The sequence below is a fragment of the Promicromonospora sp. NPDC059942 genome (assembly GCF_042731755.1).
GTDB lineage: Bacteria > Actinomycetota > Actinomycetes > Actinomycetales > Cellulomonadaceae > Promicromonospora.
The window spans coordinates 273,967-291,903 of the sequence record NZ_JBHWLR010000007.1 but is presented as its reverse complement, the minus strand read 5'-3'; the positions used below and the strand labels follow the sequence as shown (position 1 = coordinate 291,903).

Genomic DNA, 17,937 nt, shown 5'->3' with positions numbered 1-17,937 from the left:
GCCCGGGCGCCGGAGCAGAGCGGACGCCGAGCGCCCGCTCCACCCCGGCGCAACGCTCGGTCAGCCGAGCGTCGCCGGTAGCTCGGGCGTCTCCCCGAGCACCCGCTCGGCGAGGAACGCCGAGACCACCTGGTACCAGACCTTGGCGTTCTGCGGGGTCAGGATCCAGTGGTTCTCGTCCGGGTAGTACAGGAACCGGTGCACCGTCTCGCCGTCGTCGGACGCCGGGAGGCCCGACTTCGTGAGCAGCTCGAACCACAGGCGCAGGCCCTCGCCCACCGGGACGCGGTAGTCCTTGTCGCCGTGGATCACGAGCATCGGGGTGCGGATCTCGCCCACCGACAGGTGCGGGCTGTTCTCCAGCGCCATCTCGGGCGTCATCTCGCGCGCCCAGTAGAACGAGGCGTCCGTGGTGGGGCCGAACTGGTCCAGCGCCCACAGGCTCGCGTGCGTCACGACGGCCTGGAACCGGTCGGTGTGCCCGGCCACCCAGTTGGCCATGTAGCCGCCGAACGAGCCGCCCATCGCGGCCGTGCGGGTCTCGTCGATCTCGGGCAGCGCCTCCGCGGCGTCCGTGATCGCCATGAGGTCCGTGAACGGCGCCCCGCCCCAGGCACCCCAGCCGCGCTGCACGAACTCCTGGCCGTACCCGGTCGACAGCGCGGGGTCCGGCAGCAGCACGGCGTAGCCCTGGGCGACCATCAGCCACGGGTTCCAGCGCCAGCTCCACGCGTTCCAGGAGCCCAGCGGTCCGCCGTGGATCCACAGCAGGAGCGGGGCCTTGGCGTCCGGGCCGACGTCGGCGGGCAGCGCCAGCCAGGCGCGCACGCGCGTGCCGTCCTCGGCGGTGGTCTCGACCTCGGTCAGGGTGCCCGGCAGGGCCGGGGCCGGCACCGGCGAGCGCAGCAGGGTCGCCGCGACCGGCGTCCGCTCCCCCGCGGAACCGGACGCGACGAACGCCGCGAGGTCGACGCGGACCGGCTCGGCGGGCGCCGCGTAGGAGCTGCGCAGGGCGAAGAGGGTCGCGCCGTCGGGGGTGACGTTCAGGTCGGAGAAGACGGCGTCGTCCGACGTCACCTTCTCGACGACCACGTTGGCGCCGGGCAGCGCCCCCGAGAACGTGAGCAGGAAGACCGGGCCCCGGCCGTCGTCGTCCGCCTGGACCAGCAGGCCGCTGCCGTCCGGGAGCCAGGTGGGGCGGCCGGGCCAGCGGTCCCAGTCGTCCGCGAGGACCACCGGCTCCGCGGAGCCGTCCGTCGGCACGAGGGCGAGGCGGACCACGGGCGCCTCGTCCGGGGACGAGATCGACTCGGTCACGTAGGCCACCCAGGCGCCGTCGGGCGAGATGCGCGGCGCGCCGGTGTCGGCGTCCGGGTCGTCCACCAGGACGCGCCGCTCGCCGGTGGCGGTGTCGTGCACGACCAGGGTGCCGCGCACGGCCGCGCCGGGGTCGCTCACGCTCCAGGTGGTGACGAGGGTCCTGCCGTCGGCGGACAGGTCCGCGGCGTGGTCCGTCAGGTGCTTGCCCGCACCGGTGAGGTCACGCAGGTCGAGGTGCTTGCCCGGCGTCGCCTCGTCGGCCGCCGGCGCGGCGCCCTCGGCACGCGGGGCCTTCGGCAGCGGCGCCGCCGGCTCGTCCACGAGCGACGCGAGGTCGCCCACCAGACGACGCTCCTGATCCGGGCCCAGGTCGTGGTCCCACAGCCGCACGGGGTAACCGCTGTGCAGGATCGCCGAGACCTTCTGGTCCTTGCGGGCCTTGCGGAGCTCGGCGTCCTGCGCCAGGTCCTTCGCGGAGGGCAGGAGGCTCGCGCCGACGCTCACCGTGTCGGCGTCCCGCGCCGCGAGCGGGCCGGAGACGCCGCTCTGCGGGGACGCGATCACGCGGGCCTCGCCGCCGCCCGCCGGCAGGAGCCAGAGGGCCGACCGGGGCTCGTCGGCGTCCTTGCCGTCGGGGTCGGGCCGGGCCGAGGTGAACAGGACGTCGCCGGACCGCGTGAACACGGCGGACGACTCGCCCTTCGCGGACCGGGTCAGCCGCCGTGCCGGTGCCTCGCCCGCCGGGTCCACCTCCCAGAGGGCGGTCCGGTAGGCCGTGCGCTCACCGTCGAGCGTCTGCAGGGTGGCGACGAGACGGGTGCCGTCCGGACTGGCGGTGAGGCCGGTGAGGCGCGGGATCGCCACGTACCGGTCGAGGTCGTGGAACGGGGTCTGCGGGTTCTGCGGAGATTCGCTCACGCGGCCGTCCTATCACGCCGGAACGCGGCCGGGCACGGATTTACGCGGTCAGCCCTCCCCGCGCCGCGCCGCCTCCTCCGCCTTCTTGGCGAGCATCTCGTTGTACGCCTCCAGCTCGGCGTCGCCGTCCCGCTCCGCCTTGCGGTCCGTGCGCCGGGCCTCGCGCGCGTCGGACTTGGTCCAGGAGATCGCGACGCCGACGGCGAGCAGCAGCGTCGGCAGCTCGCCGATGCCCCACGCGACCGCGCCGCCCTTCTGCTGGTCCACGATCGCGCTCGGTCCCCACGGGCGGCCCATGAGCCCGAACCAGTCGGGGACGAGCAGAGCCGTGCCCGACGTCAGCGTGACGCCGAAGAACGCGTGGAACGCCATGGTGGCGAACAGCAGCACGAGGCGCATCGGGTAGCCGGGCCGGGACGGGCCCGGGTCGACGCCGATCAGCGCGTTCGCGAAGAGATACCCCACGAGCGTGAAGTGCAGGATCATCCACAGGTGGCCCGCGTACGTGGTCAGGGCCAGCTCGAACAGGGGCGTGAAGTAGAAGACGATCATCCCGCCGGCGAACAGGACGGCGGCCACGATCGGGTTCGCGAGGAAGCGGCCCCAGGCCGAGTGCACCAGCAGCAGGACCCACTCGCGGGGTCCCCGGGACTCGTCCTTGCGTGCGGGGACGGCCCGGGCGAGCAGCGTGATCGGCGCGGCCAGCACGAGGAAGATCGGCACCACCATGGCCAAGATCATGTGCTGGACCATGTGCGCGCTGAACAGCACGTGGCCGTAGACGGCCGCGCCGCCGTTCGTGGCCCAGAAGAGGGTCACGATGCCGAGGCACCAGGAGACGGTGCGCCCCACCGGCCACGCGTCGCCGCGCCTGCGCAGCCGGAGCGCCCACCGGACGTACACGATGAGGGCGGCCGCGCAGGCGAACGCCACGATGACGTCCCACTGGAACTCGGTGAGCCACCGCAGCACCGTCGGCTCGGGCGGCAGCGGGTGGCCGGTGACGATCTCGGCCGGGGTCGGGTCCGTGATCGCGTCGTCGGGCACGGGGGGCGCCGTGGAGCCGAGGGCGACCGCCACGCCGGACACGGCGCCCATCACGGCGACCTCCACCGCCGCGAGGCGCCAGAACAGGCCGATCGCCACGTTCCGCGTGGTGCCGGCGGACAGGCGCGCCACGACGGTGCTGCGGTGCAGCCAGCCCAGGCCGCCCAGCACGATCAGCAGCACGGCCTTGACCACGATCAGGATGCCGTAGTCGGTGCCGAGCTGGTCGAGCGACCCGATCCGGATCCAGGCGCTGACCAGGCCGGAGACGGCGACGGCGGCGAAGCACCAGATCGCGATCGCGGAGTACCGCCGGATCACGTCGGCGGTCGCGGCGTACCGCAGCCCGACGAGGACGATCGCGGCCAGCCCGCCGATCCAGAGGGCGGCGCCGCCCAGGTGCAGGAACAGGGCCGAGATCGCGAGGTCGTGGCTGGCCGCACCGGCCGCGTGGCCCGTGGAGGACTGCATGCCGAGGGCGACCAGCGGCAGCGCCATCGTGCACAGGGCGCCCACCGGGCCCCGCACGAGGAGCGCGACGGCCGCGGTGAGCGCGGCGACGATCACGATGCCCAGGTAGGTACGGCCCACCGGGATGGTCGAGACGTACTCCATCAGGGCCGGGCCGAACGTCGGCGAGTCCAGGGGCAGGTACGTGGACCACGAGAACCGCAGCACGAGCTGCACCAGCGCCGCGACGGTCCACACCCCGGCGGCGACGCCCGCGACCCCGATCGCGCGGTCCACGAGCGGCCCGCGCGGCAGCACCCAGGCGGCCAGCGCCAGCGCACCGACGGTCGCGGCCACGGCCAGCTCGGTGGTCACGGTGGCGACGGGCACGCCCCACCGCACCAGCACGCCCGGGTCGGCGAAGTTGGCGAACGCGGTGAACGCCCCGGAGAACGCGCCGGCCGCGAGGAGGGCGGCCAGCGCCACGAGCCCTGCCACCGGCAGGGCCAGGCCGAGCCACGAGGGGCTGGTCGGGCCGCTCTCGGTGCTCTTCCGGGCGGTTCTGCTCGTCCCGTTCCGGGCGTCGGTGGGTGTCACACGGTCCAGCCTAGGCGCGCCGGGCAGCGGTTCTGACCGCCTGCGGGCATCCCGTTGACCACACCGCGGGCATACCGCCACCGGGACTTTCGAAGAAATTCAGGAAAAGTTGGGAGGGATTATGCACCAAACCCAACCCTTTAGCCCTCTTCTGCGTTGTGACCAGTGTGGACCTCGCGAACATCATCACCGAGACCGACGACTCCGTGCCGTGCTCGGAACAGCCCGAGCTCTGGTTCGCGGAGCATCCGGCGGACCTCGAGGAGGCGAAGCGCGCCTGCGCCGCCTGCCCGCTCAAGGCGCAGTGCCTGGCGGGCGCTCTCGCGCGCCGCGAGCCGTGGGGCGTGTGGGGCGGAGAGATCGTCGTGGACGGCACCGTACGCAGCCGCAAGCGTCGTCGTGGACGCCCGCGCTCGATCGGTGGCATGCGCGTGGCGTGACGGCCGCGTAGCACCAGACGTCGCCCGGGGCACGGCGGCCGAGTCCGGCCGCCGTGACTGTCGGAGCAGTGCGCCCGCCCGTACCGCGGATCGCCCGGACCGATCCGGGCAGGCGCACTGCTCCGGCCGCGCCACGTCTTGGATCGTTCCAGGGCAAGGGCCTGCGAAACGTGTCAGACCCCCAGGTCACGGGTGACCTGGGGGTCTGACACGTTCTGGGTGGTGCGGGTCAGCTCCAGACGAGGCCGTGCGAGGGGTCCTCGAGCACCCGCGCGACGTCGGACAGGAACCGGGCGCCCAGCTCGCCGTCGGCCAGCCGGTGGTCGAAGCTGAAGCTCAGCGTGGTCACCCAGCGCGGCTTCACCTTGCCCTTGTGCACCCACGGCTGCTTGCGGATCGCGCCGAAGGCGAGGATGCCCGACTCCCCCGGGTTGAGGATCGGCGTACCCGTGTCGATGCCGAAGACACCCAGGTTGGTGATGGTGATGGTGCCGTCGGACATGTCCGTGACCGAGGTGCGCCCGGCCCGCGCCGTCGCCGTCAGCACTGCGAGCGCCTTGGCGATGCCGAGCAGGTCGAGCGTGTGCGCGTCCTTGATGTTCGGCACCACGAGCCCCCGCGGGGTGGCCGCGGCGATGCCCAGGTTCACGTAGTGCTTGTAGACGATCTCCTGGGCGGCGTCGTCCCACGAGGCGTTGATCTGCGGGTGCCGCTTCACGGCGAGCAGCACCGCCTTGGCGGCCACGAGCAGGGGCGTCACCTTGACGTCCGTGAAGTCGCGGTCCTCCTTGAGCCGGGCCACGAGCTTCATCGTCTTGCTGACGTCGACGGTGTGCAGCACCGTCACGTGCGGCGCGGTGAAGGCGCTGGCCACCATGGCCTCGGCCGTGCGCTTGCGCACGGACCGCACCGGGACGCGCGTCTGACGCCCGTCCGGTGAGACGACGCCCTGGGCGAGCCACGGCTCGTCGTCCGGGTAGCTGGTCAGCTTCTGCACCGAGGAGCGCTCGGCATGGCCGACCACGTCCTCGCGCGTCACGATGCCGCCGGGACCCGACGCGTGCACGCCCGCCAGGTCCACGCCCAGGTCCTTGGCGAGCTTGCGGACGGGCGGCTTGGCGAGCACGCGGGCGCGTGCGGCCGTCGTCGTCCCGGTGTCCGACGGCGGGGCCGCCACCGGGGCGGGCGCCGGAGCCGGCGGGGCCGCCACGGGGGCGGGAGCCGGAGCCGGGGCGGGCGGGGCGGTCACGGCCGCGACCGGAGCCGCCGTCGTGGCGGCCGCCGCCACCTGGTGCCGGCGGCGACGTCCGCTCGCCTTGGCCTCGGCGGTGCCGTAGCCGACGAGCACGGACCCGGAGCTCTCCTCCGCGGCGCCCGCGGCAGCCGCCGCGGACGAGGTGCCGTTCGACGCGGGGGCGGGCGCGCCGGCGCCGTCGGACACCGTGATCTCGATGATCGGGGTGCCGACGTCGACGGTGGTGCCCGACTCGACGAGGAGTGCGGAGACGGTCCCGTTCCAGGGCGACGGCAGGTCGACGAGCGACTTCGCCGTCTCGATCTCGACGATCGTCTGGTTGATCTCGACGGTGTCGCCCACGGCGACCTGCCACTCGACGATCTCGGCCTCGGTGAGGCCCTCGCCGACGTCGGGGAGCGGGAACCTCTGGATGTTCAAGCTCACTCTCGGTTCACTCCTGGGTCAGTGCGCGAAGGCACGGTCGACGGCGTCGAGCACACGGTCCACGCTGGGCAGGTACTCGTGCTCGTGCTTGGCCACGGGGTACGGGGTGTGGAAGCCGCCCACGCGCAGCACGGGCGCCTCCAGCGCGTAGAAGCACTCCTCCGTGACCCGGGCCGCGATCTCGGCGCCGGCGCCGAAGAACACGGGGGCCTCGTGGATCACGACGCAGCGCCCCGTCTTGCGCACGCTCGCCACCACGGCCGCGGTGTCGATCGGCGAGATGGCGCGCAGGTCGATCACCTCGGCGGACCGGCCCTCCTCCGCGAGCGCGTCGGCGGTCTTGAGCGCGGTCACGACGGACGGCCCGTAGGCGACGAGCGTGACGTCGGTGCCCTGGCGGACCACCTGCGCGGCGTTGAGCGTGTCGGCGCCCAGCGGGGCGTCGAGGTCGACCGCGCCCTTGCCCCAGTAGCGGCTCTTCGGCTCGAAGTAGATCACGGGGTCCGGGGAGGCGATGGCCTCCTGGATCATCGTGTACGCGTCCTGCGGGGTGCTCGGCGAGACCACGCGCAGTCCGGCGGTGTGCGCGAACAGCGCCTCCGGGCTCTCGCCGTGGTGCTCGACGCCGCCGATGCCGCCGCCGTAGGGGATGCGGATGACGACGGGCATCTGCACCGCGCCGCGCGTCCGGTTGTGGATCTTGGAGAGCTGCGTGGTGATCTGGTTGAACGCCGGGAAGACGAACCCGTCGAACTGGATCTCGCAGACGGGCCGGTAGCCGCGCATGGCCAGGCCGATGGCGGTGCCGACGATGCCGGACTCCGCCAGCGGGGTGTCCACGACCCGCCGCTCGCCGAACTCCGCCTGCAGGCCGTCGGTCACGCGGAAGACACCGCCCAGGGGGCCGATGTCCTCGCCCATGAGCATGACCTTGTCGTCGCGCCGCATCGCGGCGCGCAGGCCCTCGTTGATCGCCTTGCCGAGCGACAGCGTCTGGGTGCCCGACGCCTGCTCCGCGGCGCCGCCGGTGGTGTGCGTTCGTTCCGCCATGGTTGTCATCGTGCGCCTCCCTGGGCCGACTCCGCGATCGCGTACTGGGGGGCCGGCGGGTCACCGGCGTCGTAGGCCTCGTACCAGGCCCGTTCTGCGGCGACGACGCCGTGCGGCGTGGCGTACACGTCGTCGAAGGTGCTGGAGACGGCCGGGCCGCCGTCGAGGGCGCGGACGCCGGTGCGCAGCTTCGCGCCCAGCTCGTCCCCCGCGGCCTTGATCTCGGCCTCGAACTCGTCGTCGAGCCCGCCCTCGGCGCGCAGCAGGGCGCCGAGGCGGTCGATCGGGTCACGACGCCGCCACTGCTCCTCCTGCTCGGAGGTGCGGTACCGGGTCGGGTCGTCGGACGTCGTGTGCGCGCCCATGCGGTAGGTGAACGCCTCGATGAAGCTCGGGCCCTCGCCCAGGCGGGCGCGCTCGAGCGCCTCCTGCGTCGCCGCGTACACGGCGAGCACGTCGTTGCCGTCGACGCGCAGGCTCGGCATGCCGAACGCCTCGCCGCGCTTGTAGAGCGGGCCCTTGGTCTGCCGGGTCGTGGGCTCGGAGATCGCCCACTGGTTGTTCTGCAGGAAGAAGACGACCGGGGCGTTGTTCACGGCCGCGTAGACCATGGACTCGTTGACGTCGCCCTGCGAGGTGGCACCGTCACCGAAGTACGTGATCACCGCGGTGCCGTCGTTCTTGTCGAGCGGGGTGTCGTCCCGCTGGACGCCCATCGCGTAGCCGGCGGCGTGCAGCGTGTGCGCGCCGATCACGATGGTGTAGACGGCCGTGTTGTGCTCGGTGGGGTTCCACCCACCGTGGTCCGAACCGCGGAAGAACCGCAGCCGGTCGACAGGGTCCAGCCCGCGGACGTGCAGCACACCGTGCTCCCGGTAGGACGGGAAGACGTAGTCCTGCGGCCGCAGTGCGTAGGCGCTGCCGACCTGCGCGGCCTCCTGGCCACGAGCAGGCGCGAACAGGGCGAGCTCGCCCTGCCGCTGGAGCGAGGTCGCCTCGTCGTCGAAACGACGAGTCAGGACCATGTCGCGGTACATGCCACGGAGGTCTTCCGTGGTCAGCGTCGCGGCGCGGTCGCGATAGCCCTTGGTCCCGCGCGTCGTGACGCGGTTCCCTTGGGGATCGAGTAGCTGCAACGTCGGGATCGCCTCGTTGGAGCCGTTGGTGGTAGTCACACTTTCCTCCTTCACCTGCGGACGCGAGCGCCCGCACATGCGGAGACGCCCGGTCCGTTCCGGGGACCTTTCCATCCTGGCACGGGTCCAGCCGGAAATTTGGCCGATCCGCAACCTACGCTCTCGTAGCCTACGCAAGCGTAGGCTACGGCTCCGTAGGTAGGTCTGCCGCATCTCCCCCAATCTCTCCCGGGACCGTTTGTCGGAACCCACCAAGGCTGCGACCGGGTATCGCCGACCGGGGCCGCGGTGCCGTCCGCGCGGCGTCCGCGTCTCGGCGGGCCCCACGCCGATACTGGTCCGATGCCGCTGCCCGAGCCGTACGACGCCTGGTTTCCCGACGCGCCGATCGACGGCACCTACGGCTACGACCTGGACACGCTGCTCGCCGTCGAGCCCGCCCCCGCGCCCGCCGGCTTCGCCGAGCTGTGGCAGGGCTGGTTCACGGCCTCGCGCGCGGTACGCCCCGAGCCGCGGCTGACGTCGCTCGGCCGGCAGGGCGCGCACGACCTCTACGAGCTGGAGCACACGGGCGCCGGCGGGCTGCGGCTGCGGGGCTGGCTCGCCCTCCCGTCCGACGGCGCGGCCCGGGTCGGCGTGGTGCACGGCCACGGGTACGGCGGCCGGGACGCGCCAGACTTCGCCCGGGTGCCCGACGACGCCGCCGTCGTCTTCCCCGTGGCGCGCGGTCTCGGGGCGCTCAACGTCGGTGCGGGCGCCCCGGACAACGCCGCCGAGCACGTGGTGCACGGCATCGACTCGGTGGAGACCTACGCGCTGGGCCGCTGCGCCGTCGACCTGTGGCACGCGGCCGACGCCCTCGTCGAGATCGCCGGGGACCTGCCGCTCTACTACACGGGCGCGAGCTTCGGCGCGATCGGGGTGCTGGCCGTGCCCTGGGACCGCCGGTTCGTGGGCGCGACCTTCGTGGTGCCGAGCTTCGGGCAGTACGACGTGCGGCTCGACCTGGAGTGCACCGGCAGCGGCGAGGCCGTGCGCCGGTACGTCGCGGAGCACCCCGAGGCGCGGGACGTGCTGCGCTACTTCGACACGTCGACAGCGGCCGGGTACCTCCGCGTCCCCGTGCGCTGCGAGTGCGCGCTGTGGGACGCGGCGGTGCCGCCGCCCGGGCAGTTCGCCGTGGCGAACGCCGTGACGGCGGCCGCCGCGGCCCGGGCGGGCGGTTCGGCCTGCCCCACGCTGGAGCTCGAGGCCCTGCCGGCGGGGCACGCCGACTACCCCGGCGACCAGGACGTCGACGCCCGGGCGGCGTTGGCGACCAGAGCGCACATCGCGCGCTGCCTGGCAGGCTGACGCGGGCGCCGGCCGGGCCTCGCGCCGGGCCTGGTCCGGGCCCCGCGCCGGGGTCCTGCGCCGGGGCCCGCGCCGGGTCAGGCGGCGGCGCTGTGTCGCGCGACGCGGTGCGCCAGGAGTGCGAACACGACGGCGCACCCGGCCTGGACGGCCACGGCGGCGACCAGGCCGACGGTCAGGCCCGACCCCGTCCCGGTCGCGTCGGCCGCCGCCGTCCCGCCGTCGACCCCGCCCGCCAGGCCGGCCACGGCGTGGAAGAGCCCGCCCAGCAGTGCCACGCCCAGCCCGATCCCGAGCTGCTGCAGCGTGGTCAGCAGCCCGCCCGCGACGCCGGCCGCCCAGACCGGGGTCCGCGAGAGCACCGTCTGCAGCGCGGGCCCGTACATGAACGCCTGTGCGGCACCGAGACCGACGAGCAGCGGCTGCAGCGCCAGCGGGGCGCTCCGGCCGTCGTCGAGCCCGATGACCAGCGCGATCGCGAGGAGCGCCGTCGCCTGACCGGAGGCGGCGTAGACCATGATCCGCGGCCCCACCCGGCGCAGGACGCCCGGCAGCAGCAGCGCGGCGACGAGGAATCCGCCGCCGAAGCCGAGGGTCAGCATCGCCACGTCCCAGCCGTCGGCGCCCCAGACGGTCTGCGAGTACTCCGAGACCTCGTAGAGGAACGCGCCGTAGGTGACGAAGAACAGCATCGTCATGGTCAGGCCGATCCACACCACCGGGACCCGCAGCACGCTCGGCGGCGCCACCGGCAGCCCGCCCCGTCGTTCCGTGGCGCGCTGCGCGAGGCCGAAGGCGGTCAGGGTGACCGCCGCGACGGCCAGCAGGCCGATCGACCAGGCCGGCCACCCCGCAGACGGACCGAGGGTCAGCGGTACGACCAGCGCCACCAGCCCGCCCCCGAGCAGCGCCGCGCCCCGCAGGTCGAGCCCGAGCGGCGCGGGCGACCGGGACTCCGGGACGGCGCGCAGGCCGGGCAGCGCCAGCAGGGCGATGAGACCGGTGATCATCTGGACCGCTCGCCAGGCCAGGTGCTCCGGCAGCACGACGGTGGTCGCGCCCGCCACGACCTGGCCGGCGATCGAGGCGATCGCGCCGGCAGCCGTGAACAGGATGATCCCGCGCGTGCGGAGCCGGTCGGGCGCCGTGGCCTGGATGCTCGTCAGCACCTGGGGCGTGAACAGCCCGGCGGCCAGGCCCAGGGCCGCGCGCAGGGCCACGAGGGAGACCACGTCCTGGGCGAGTGCGGTCAGGACGGCCAGCACCCCGAAGGCGATCAACCCGGTCCGCAGCAGCCTGCGGCGGCCGTAGCGGTCACCCAGCCGCCCGGAGACCACCAGCCCGGCGGCGAAGGTGGTGGTGTAGGCGGACAGCACGAGCGCCCCACCGGACGGACCGGCGCCCAGGTCCGCCGCGATCGCGGGAACCAGCAGGTTCACCGCGCCGAACGTGAAGTTCACGGGCAGGAAGGCGAGCAGCAGTACGGCGAGGCCGCCCGCGGTCAGGGCCGGCGCGGTCAGCGCGGACGCGGCGGCAGGGAGTGCCGGTGCCGCGGCGGGGAGCGACCGGGCCGGGACTCCTGGGTTGGCCGGCAGCGCGCCGGGATCGACCGCCGCGGGGAGGGATGTCGTCATGCCCACGACCCTGCGCCGTTCGGCATCCTGGTACCAGGAGCCTGTTCATACGGGTACTGATACCACCTGGTCTCCGACGCCCTGCGGGGTGACACTGGTCCGGTGACGAGTACCGCACCGGACCACAAGGCGCTCGGGGCGTTCCTGCGGGAGCGCCGCGGCCGCGTGACGCCGGCCGACGTCGGGCTGCCGCAGGCCGGCCGGCGTCGGACCCCTGGACTGCGCCGCGAGGAGGTGGCGCAGCTCGCCGGCGTGGGCGTCACCTGGTACACGTGGCTCGAGCAGGGGCGGGCACCCAACCCGTCGGACCAGGTGCTCGACGCGGTCGCGCGGACGCTGCGTCTGCGTCCTGAGGAGCGGCGGCACCTCATGCTCCTGGCCGGCCGGGCGGCCGACACCGGGGCGGATGCACCGAACCCGCTCATGGAGGTGCGCCCGGAGCACATCGCACTGCTGGAGCGGCTGCTGCCCTTTCCTGCCGCCATCCAGACCGCGACGTACGACCTGGTCGCGGCCAACCGCACCTACCGCTTCCTGTGGGGCGACCTGGACTCGGTCGAGCCCGGCGACCGGAACTGCGCCTGGCTCCTGTTCATGAACGACGAGTGGCGCGACAGCCTCGTGGAGCCCGAGGTGGTGCTCCGCGACCTCGCCGGCCGGCTGCGCGCGCGGGAGGCCGAGTTCCGGCAGCACCCGAGGTGGAGCGGGCTGCTGGGCGGCCTGCGTGAGCACTCGCCCGAGTTCGTCCGGTACTGGGACGAGCACGAGGTGCGGGGCGACCGGGCGGGACAGCTGCGCCGCTACCTGTCCTCCCGGGTGGGCCGGGTCGACACGGTCTTCCAGAGCCTGTGGCTGGACCGCGACCGCGGCGAGCGCATCGTCGTGCTCACCCCGGCCGACGCGGACTCCGCCCGCCGGCTGGAGCGGCTCGACTCCCTGGTGGGCGCCGCGCCCGCCTGGACCGCCCGGGACGGGGTGCTGGCGGACGCGCTGATCGGCTGAGCCGGCTCAGCGTCGTCCGTCAGCTACGTCCGTCAGCTACGTCCGTCAGCGCCAGGTCGCCGCGATCCGCAGGAAGGCGTCGTTCGCCTCTGTCTCACCGATGGTCACGCGGAGCCCGTCGCCCGCGAACGGGCGCACCAGGACGCCGCCAGCGCTCGCCTCGGCCGCGCGCTGCGTGGTCGGCCCGCCGAGCCCGAACCAGACGAAGTTCGCCTGCGTGTCCGGGAGCTGCCAGCCCTGCTCGCGGAGCGCGTCCGTGACGCGCGTGCGCTCGGTGACCAGCGCGTCCACGCGCTCCAGCAGCTCGCCCTGCGCGGCGGGGGCCAGCGACGCCAGCGCGGCGACCTGCGCGATGTGCGAGACGCCGAACGGCGTGGACACCGCGCGGATGCCCGCGGCGAGCCGGGGCTCGGCGACGGCGTAACCGACGCGGAGACCCGCCAGCCCGTAGGCCTTGGACAGGGTGCGCAGCAGCACCACGTTCGGGTGCCGGCGCAGCAGGTCGACGCCGTCGGCCACCCGGGAGTCGCGGACGAACTCCAGGTAGGCCTCGTCCACGACGACGAGCACGTCCCGCGGCACGGCCGCGAGGAAGGTCTCGAGCTCGTCGGCGTGCACCGCGGGGCCGGTCGGGTTGTTCGGCGTGCAGACCAGGACCACGCGGGTGGCGGGCGTGACGGCGGCCGCCATCGCGGGCAGGTCGAGCCGGCCGGTGTCCTCCTGGACCGGGACGGTGACCGCCTTGCCGCCCGCCACGGCGACCGCGATCGGGTACGCCTCGAAGGACCGCCACGGGAACACGACCTCGTCCCCGTGCTCGACGACGGCCTGCAGCACGTGCGCGAGCACGGCGACCGAGCCGTTGCCGACCACCACGTTCTCCGGCGCCACACCCGTGTGGGCCGCGAGCGCCTCGACGAGCTCGCCGGCGTACATGTCCGGGTAGCGGTTCACCTCGGCCGCGCCCCGCGCGATGGCGTCCAGCACGGACGGCAGCGGCGGATACGGGTTCTCGTTGGACGACAGCTTCCAGGCCTGGGCGCCGGCGGCGACACGGGCGCCGGGAACGTAGGCGGGGAGGGCCGACACGGCCGCGCGGAGCGGTACGAATGCATCTTCCACGGGGGTCAGCATGCCACGATGACCGGATGAAGCTCGTGGCCAGCATCCTCATCACCGCACTCGCGATCGGCCTGTCGGCCCTGATCCTCGGTTCCCACATGGACGTCGTGAGCGACGGCACCACCCTCGGCACGATTCTCGCCGTGATCGTGGTCGCCATCGTCTACGGCCTGGTCCACATGATCGTGAAGCCGATCGTCCAGCTGATCTCGCTCCCCCTCTACATCCTGACGCTCGGCCTGGTGTCGGTGCTGATCAACGCGCTGATGCTGTGGATCACCACGTCCATCACGAACCAGTCCTGGTTCTCGGACACGCCCAACTGGGGTCTCGAGGTGAACGGCGGCTTCTGGTGGTACGTGCTGGCGGCCATCGTGATCTCCGTGGTGCAGACCATCCTGCTGGCCCTGCTGCCCAAGCGGATCTCGGACTGATCCGGGCCTCGGACTGACCTGGTCGCGGGCACAGGTCACGAACCGACTCTTTCCGCCCGGTAGAACACGGTGCTCGCCGTCGGGCCGGCGAGCCGCGCGCCGATCCGGTCGACCGTCGCGGTCACCCGGGGATCACCGGACGCGACGGCGAGGTCCAGGGTGCGCACGTGCGCGGCGACCGCATGTGCCTGCGGCAGGCTGCCCGACGCCGCCCGGTCGGCCTGCGCGGCCGAGTCCCGCAGCGACCGGACCACCGTGAGGCGGTCGTGCGTGCGCGGGTTCTGTGCGGCGGACCGGCCGTCGGTGTGCGAGACCAGTTCCTCCGGGGTCTCCAGGTGCAGCACAGGGACGCCGGGCGGCGTGGCCAGCAGGCCGGTCGGCGCACCGGCGGTGACCAGCCCGCCCACCCGGTACCGCTCGGCGAAACCCGCCCGCGACACCAGTGCGGTGGCCGCGATCCCGCCGAGGCTGTGCCCCACGAGGGTGACGGGCTCGTCGGGTCCGACGCCGGAGTCCGCCAGCGCCCCTTCGATCGCTGCCGTGGCGCCGTCGAGCTCGCCCGCGACCAGCTCCAGGTCGGTCCGGCCGTCCCACGGGTGGTCCGCGGGGAGCGCGGACTGGGTGCCGGGTACCAGCACCGTCCAGGACACCGCGCCGTCCGGCGCCGTCACACGCTGGACCGCGATCGTGGCCGAGGGCGCGCCGCCGGGCCCCGGGTAGAGGTCGTCGATCCTGGCCAGGGCCTCCTGCACGGACCACGCGCCGCTCGTGGACCACGCCGGGACGGCGCCGTGCGCGAAGTCCTCGGGTCCGAGCCGGGTGAGCCGCAGCCCGGTGTCGGCGTTGCCGAGCACGGGCACCTGGCGCGCCACGTGGGCGAGCACGCCGGCCCCGCCGGCGACGCCCGGACGGCCCCCGGCGAGCCCCGGCCTGGTGAGCGCGACACCACCGCCCAGGCCCGCGAACGCCTCGTCCGACCAGGGTGCCAGACCACGGGTCACGCCCGCTGCGGCCCACCCCGTGACCGCGGTCGAGAGACCCCGGGTGGCCGCCCCGCCGGCCAGGCGTACCGCGACCTCCGCGCCGCCCGCGGCGCCGGCCCCCACGAGGGCCGCCCAGCCCAGGCTGCCGAACGCCGCCCCGGTGCCGAACGCGCCCGCCGTGACGAGCGCTCCGACCAGGCGGTGCGCGGTCGACTCCGCCTCCTCGTACAGGCCCGCCGCGCGCAGCAGCCGCCAGCCCAGCAGGTCGCACCGGTCGGCCCGCTCCGCCAGGCGACCCGCCGTGTCCCGCGCCGCCTCGTCCAGCGCCAGCGCCGTCGGCGCAAGGGCGCCGGGCACCCCGCCGGCGGCGGCCGGCCAGGCCCCGGCGGCGCCGGGCCACGCCGCGCCCGTCCGCCCGGCCTCGCCCAGGACCGATCCCGGCACGAGGTCGCGGCTCACCCCCAGGCAGCACCGGGCGGCCGCGCGCAGGTCGTCCGCGGCGCGGGCCAGCAGTGTCGCGGCCCGCCGCACGGACGCCGTCCCGACGGCCGACGTACCCCCGCCGCCGTACACCGTCACGGTGTCCCCCGGCAGGAGCCGGTCGCCGCCCCGGGGCGGCCTCGGGTCGCCGTTCACCGGGTCCACCCGCCGTACGCCAGCCGCACCGCCCCGTCCAGCAGCACGCGGTCCCGGGCCAGCGCATGCGCCGCGTCGGCGACCGCCGCCCGGTACAGCTCGGCCGCGAGCGCCCGCCACTCGACCTCACCGGCCGCCCGGATCCCTGCGGCCGCACCGTCCACGAGGTCCGCGGCCCGCGCGAGCGCCAGCCGCGCGTCCTCCCCCGCCGGCGCAGCGCACGACGGGTCACTGCCGGTCATGGACGGGCTCTGTTCATCGGCGCTCGCACTCCCCTGGTCGGCCGGTCACGTCTTGCGGCGACCGTAGGCCGGGCCGGTGGGGCGGCGTCGGGCGGGGCGGAGTGCCTGTGCACGGACGGTCCGAACTGCCCTCTGTGGTCGCGCTCGCGCCCGCCGAACGCCGTCGGGAGGGTCGGTCGCGCGGCCGCGCGACCGAGACGTGGCCCCGCAGCGCGCGGTGTTGTGGACGACGAGGCCGCGGGAAGAGCGGCCCGTGGGAGAATGGAGCACGTGCCTGAGACCACCGCCCCTGCTGCCAGCCCTGCCGACTCCGCCGGCGCCGTCACCCGCGTCGCCCTCGCGGAGGTGAGCCCGGCCATCGCGCTCGGCCCGCTGGACGGCCGGTACCGCAAGGCGGTGGCCCCGCTCGTGGACCACCTGAGCGAGGCCGCGCTGAACCGCGAGCGTATCCACGTCGAGGTGGAGTGGCTCATCACGCTGTGCAACGGCGCCCCGGGCGTCGACGCGCCGGTCGTGCCGGGTGCGCCCACGCTGTCGCAGCAGGAGATCGACTATCTCCGCGCGATCCCCGCGACGTTCGGCGCGGACGAGATCGCCGAGCTGGCCGAGATCGAGCGCGAGACGGTGCACGACGTCAAGGCCGTCGAGTACTTCATCAAGCGGCGGATCGCCGTGGCGCCCGAGGCGCTGGGCGAGACGAGCCTGCCCGCCGCCAGCGAGCTGGTGCACTTCGCCTGCACCAGCGAGGACATCAACAACCTGTCGTACGCCCTGATGGTGCGCGGCGCGGTGCGCGAGGTCTGGCTGCCGGCCGCGACCGCCGTCGTCGACCAGCTCGCGGGCATGGCGCGTGAGCACGCCGCCGCCCCCCTGCTCAGCCGCACGCACGGCCAGCCCGCCACGCCGTCGACCCTGGGCAAGGAGCTCGCCGTGCTGGCGCACCGCCTGCGGCGTCAGCTCCGGCGCGTCGAGGGCGCCGAGTTCCTGGGCAAGCTGAACGGCGCCACCGGCACCTACGGCGCGCACACGGTCGCCGTCCCCTCGGCCGACTGGCCGGCAGTGTCGAAGGCGTTCGTCGAGGGCCTCGGGCTGGACTGGAACCCGCTGACCACGCAGATCGAGTCGCACGACTGGCAGGCCGAGGTCTACTCCGACGTCGCCCGCTTCAACCGCATCCTGCACAACCTCGCGACGGACGTGTGGACCTACATCTCGCTCGGGTTCTTCACGCAGATCCCGGTCGAGGGCGCCACGGGCTCGTCGACGATGCCGCACAAGGTGAACCCCATCCGGTTCGAGAACGCCGAGGCCAACCTCGAGATCTCGTGCGCGCTCCTGGACACCCTGTCGGCGACGCTGGTCACCAGCCGCCTGCAGCGCGACCTCACCGACTCCACGACGCAGCGGAACATCGGCCCGGCCTTCGGGCACGGCCTGCTCGCGATCGACAACGTGTCGCGCGGCCTGGACCGGCTCGCCGTGAACGAGACCCTGCTGCGCGAGGACCTCGACGCCAACTGGGAGGTGCTGGGCGAGCCCGTCCAGTCCGCGATGCGCGCGGCGTCGGTCGCGGGCGTGCCCGGCATGGAGAACCCGTACGAGCGCCTCAAGGACCTCACGCGGGGCCAGCGGGTGGACGGCGCGCGCATGCGCGAGTTCGTCGCCGGGCTCGGGCTGCCCGACGACGTCGCGGCTCGCCTCGCGGAGCTGACCCCCGCCACCTACACCGGCCTGGCGGAGCAGCTCGTCAAGGACTACCTGGACTGACCGGTCCCAGGACCAGGAATGCCCGGTCCGGTTGCGCGCGAGGGGCATGTCCGGGCGGTGCCCGGAACGGGTCCCCTTCCCACAGGTGGGGGTGGACGGAGGTGGGGGCGTAGAGGTCGCTGTTG

The 17,937-nt window shown here is 74.2% G+C and carries 14 protein-coding genes; 5 read left to right on the top strand and 9 right to left on the bottom strand.

The window, feature by feature from the left end; all coding sequences use genetic code 11:
- Positions 1-60: 60 nt before the first annotated feature.
- Complete coding sequence (locus tag ACFV9Q_RS14135) at positions 61-2,238, bottom strand: prolyl oligopeptidase family serine peptidase (protein WP_377234928.1); 2,178 nt, start codon at positions 2,236-2,238, stop codon at positions 61-63.
- Positions 2,239-2,286: 48 nt separating this feature from the next.
- Complete coding sequence (locus ACFV9Q_RS14130; RefSeq protein WP_377234927.1) at positions 2,287-4,332, bottom strand: cytochrome c oxidase assembly protein; 2,046 nt, start codon at positions 4,330-4,332, stop codon at positions 2,287-2,289.
- 167 nt (positions 4,333-4,499) lie between these two features.
- On the opposite strand from ACFV9Q_RS14130, the gene ACFV9Q_RS14125 reads away from it, so the two are divergent.
- Entirely contained in the window at positions 4,500-4,772 is a 273-nt protein-coding gene (locus ACFV9Q_RS14125; protein WP_182620063.1) for a WhiB family transcriptional regulator, read from the top strand.
- A gap of 229 nt (positions 4,773-5,001) precedes the next feature.
- Here ACFV9Q_RS14125 and ACFV9Q_RS14120 read toward each other — a convergent pair whose 3' ends face one another.
- From ACFV9Q_RS14120 to pdhA, 3 genes are read right to left on the bottom strand one after another with little or no spacing between them, the layout of a single operon-like run.
- Positions 5,002-6,447 (bottom strand): dihydrolipoamide acetyltransferase family protein, encoded by a 1,446-nt coding sequence (locus ACFV9Q_RS14120; RefSeq protein WP_377234926.1) that lies wholly within the window; start codon positions 6,445-6,447, stop codon positions 5,002-5,004.
- 24 nt (positions 6,448-6,471) lie between these two features.
- A complete protein-coding gene (locus tag ACFV9Q_RS14115) occupies positions 6,472-7,503 on the bottom strand; it encodes an alpha-ketoacid dehydrogenase subunit beta (RefSeq protein ID WP_377230909.1) in 1,032 nt (343 codons plus the stop codon).
- A gap of 5 nt (positions 7,504-7,508) precedes the next feature.
- A complete protein-coding gene (gene pdhA / locus ACFV9Q_RS14110; RefSeq protein WP_377234925.1) occupies positions 7,509-8,678 on the bottom strand; it encodes a pyruvate dehydrogenase (acetyl-transferring) E1 component subunit alpha in 1,170 nt (389 codons plus the stop codon).
- A gap of 303 nt (positions 8,679-8,981) precedes the next feature.
- On the opposite strand from pdhA, the gene ACFV9Q_RS14105 reads away from it, so the two are divergent.
- Positions 8,982-9,992 (top strand): acetylxylan esterase, encoded by a 1,011-nt coding sequence (locus tag ACFV9Q_RS14105; protein ID WP_377234924.1) that lies wholly within the window; start codon positions 8,982-8,984, stop codon positions 9,990-9,992.
- Between the two features lie 77 nt (positions 9,993-10,069).
- On the opposite strand, the gene ACFV9Q_RS14100 is transcribed toward ACFV9Q_RS14105, so the two are convergent.
- Entirely contained in the window at positions 10,070-11,626 is a 1,557-nt protein-coding gene (locus tag ACFV9Q_RS14100) for an MFS transporter (protein ID WP_377234923.1), read from the bottom strand.
- Positions 11,627-11,728: 102 nt separating this feature from the next.
- Between ACFV9Q_RS14100 and ACFV9Q_RS14095 the strand changes: the two genes are divergently transcribed.
- Positions 11,729-12,628 (top strand): helix-turn-helix transcriptional regulator, encoded by a 900-nt coding sequence (locus ACFV9Q_RS14095; RefSeq protein WP_377234922.1) that lies wholly within the window; start codon positions 11,729-11,731, stop codon positions 12,626-12,628.
- Between the two features lie 45 nt (positions 12,629-12,673).
- Here ACFV9Q_RS14095 and hisC read toward each other — a convergent pair whose 3' ends face one another.
- Positions 12,674-13,762: a histidinol-phosphate transaminase gene (hisC, locus tag ACFV9Q_RS14090; RefSeq protein ID WP_377234921.1), complete on the bottom strand. Its 1,089-nt coding sequence runs from the start codon at positions 13,760-13,762 to the stop codon at positions 12,674-12,676.
- Between the two features lie 14 nt (positions 13,763-13,776).
- Here hisC and ACFV9Q_RS14085 point away from each other — a divergent pair, with 14 nt between their 5' ends.
- On the top strand, positions 13,777-14,184 hold the full coding sequence (locus ACFV9Q_RS14085) for a phage holin family protein (RefSeq protein ID WP_377234920.1): 408 nt from the start codon (positions 13,777-13,779) through the stop codon (positions 14,182-14,184).
- Between the two features lie 35 nt (positions 14,185-14,219).
- On the opposite strand, the gene ACFV9Q_RS14080 is transcribed toward ACFV9Q_RS14085, so the two are convergent.
- Positions 14,220-15,812, bottom strand: a complete 1,593-nt coding sequence (locus tag ACFV9Q_RS14080) for a hypothetical protein (protein WP_377234919.1) — start codon at positions 15,810-15,812, stop codon at positions 14,220-14,222.
- On the bottom strand, positions 15,800-16,045 hold the full coding sequence (locus ACFV9Q_RS14075; RefSeq protein WP_377234918.1) for a hypothetical protein: 246 nt from the start codon (positions 16,043-16,045) through the stop codon (positions 15,800-15,802). Before ACFV9Q_RS14075 ends, ACFV9Q_RS14080 begins: the two co-directional genes overlap by 13 nt.
- A gap of 261 nt (positions 16,046-16,306) precedes the next feature.
- On the opposite strand from ACFV9Q_RS14075, the gene purB reads away from it, so the two are divergent.
- Complete coding sequence (purB, locus tag ACFV9Q_RS14070) at positions 16,307-17,812, top strand: adenylosuccinate lyase (protein WP_377234917.1); 1,506 nt, start codon at positions 16,307-16,309, stop codon at positions 17,810-17,812.
- Positions 17,813-17,937 lie beyond the last annotated feature (125 nt).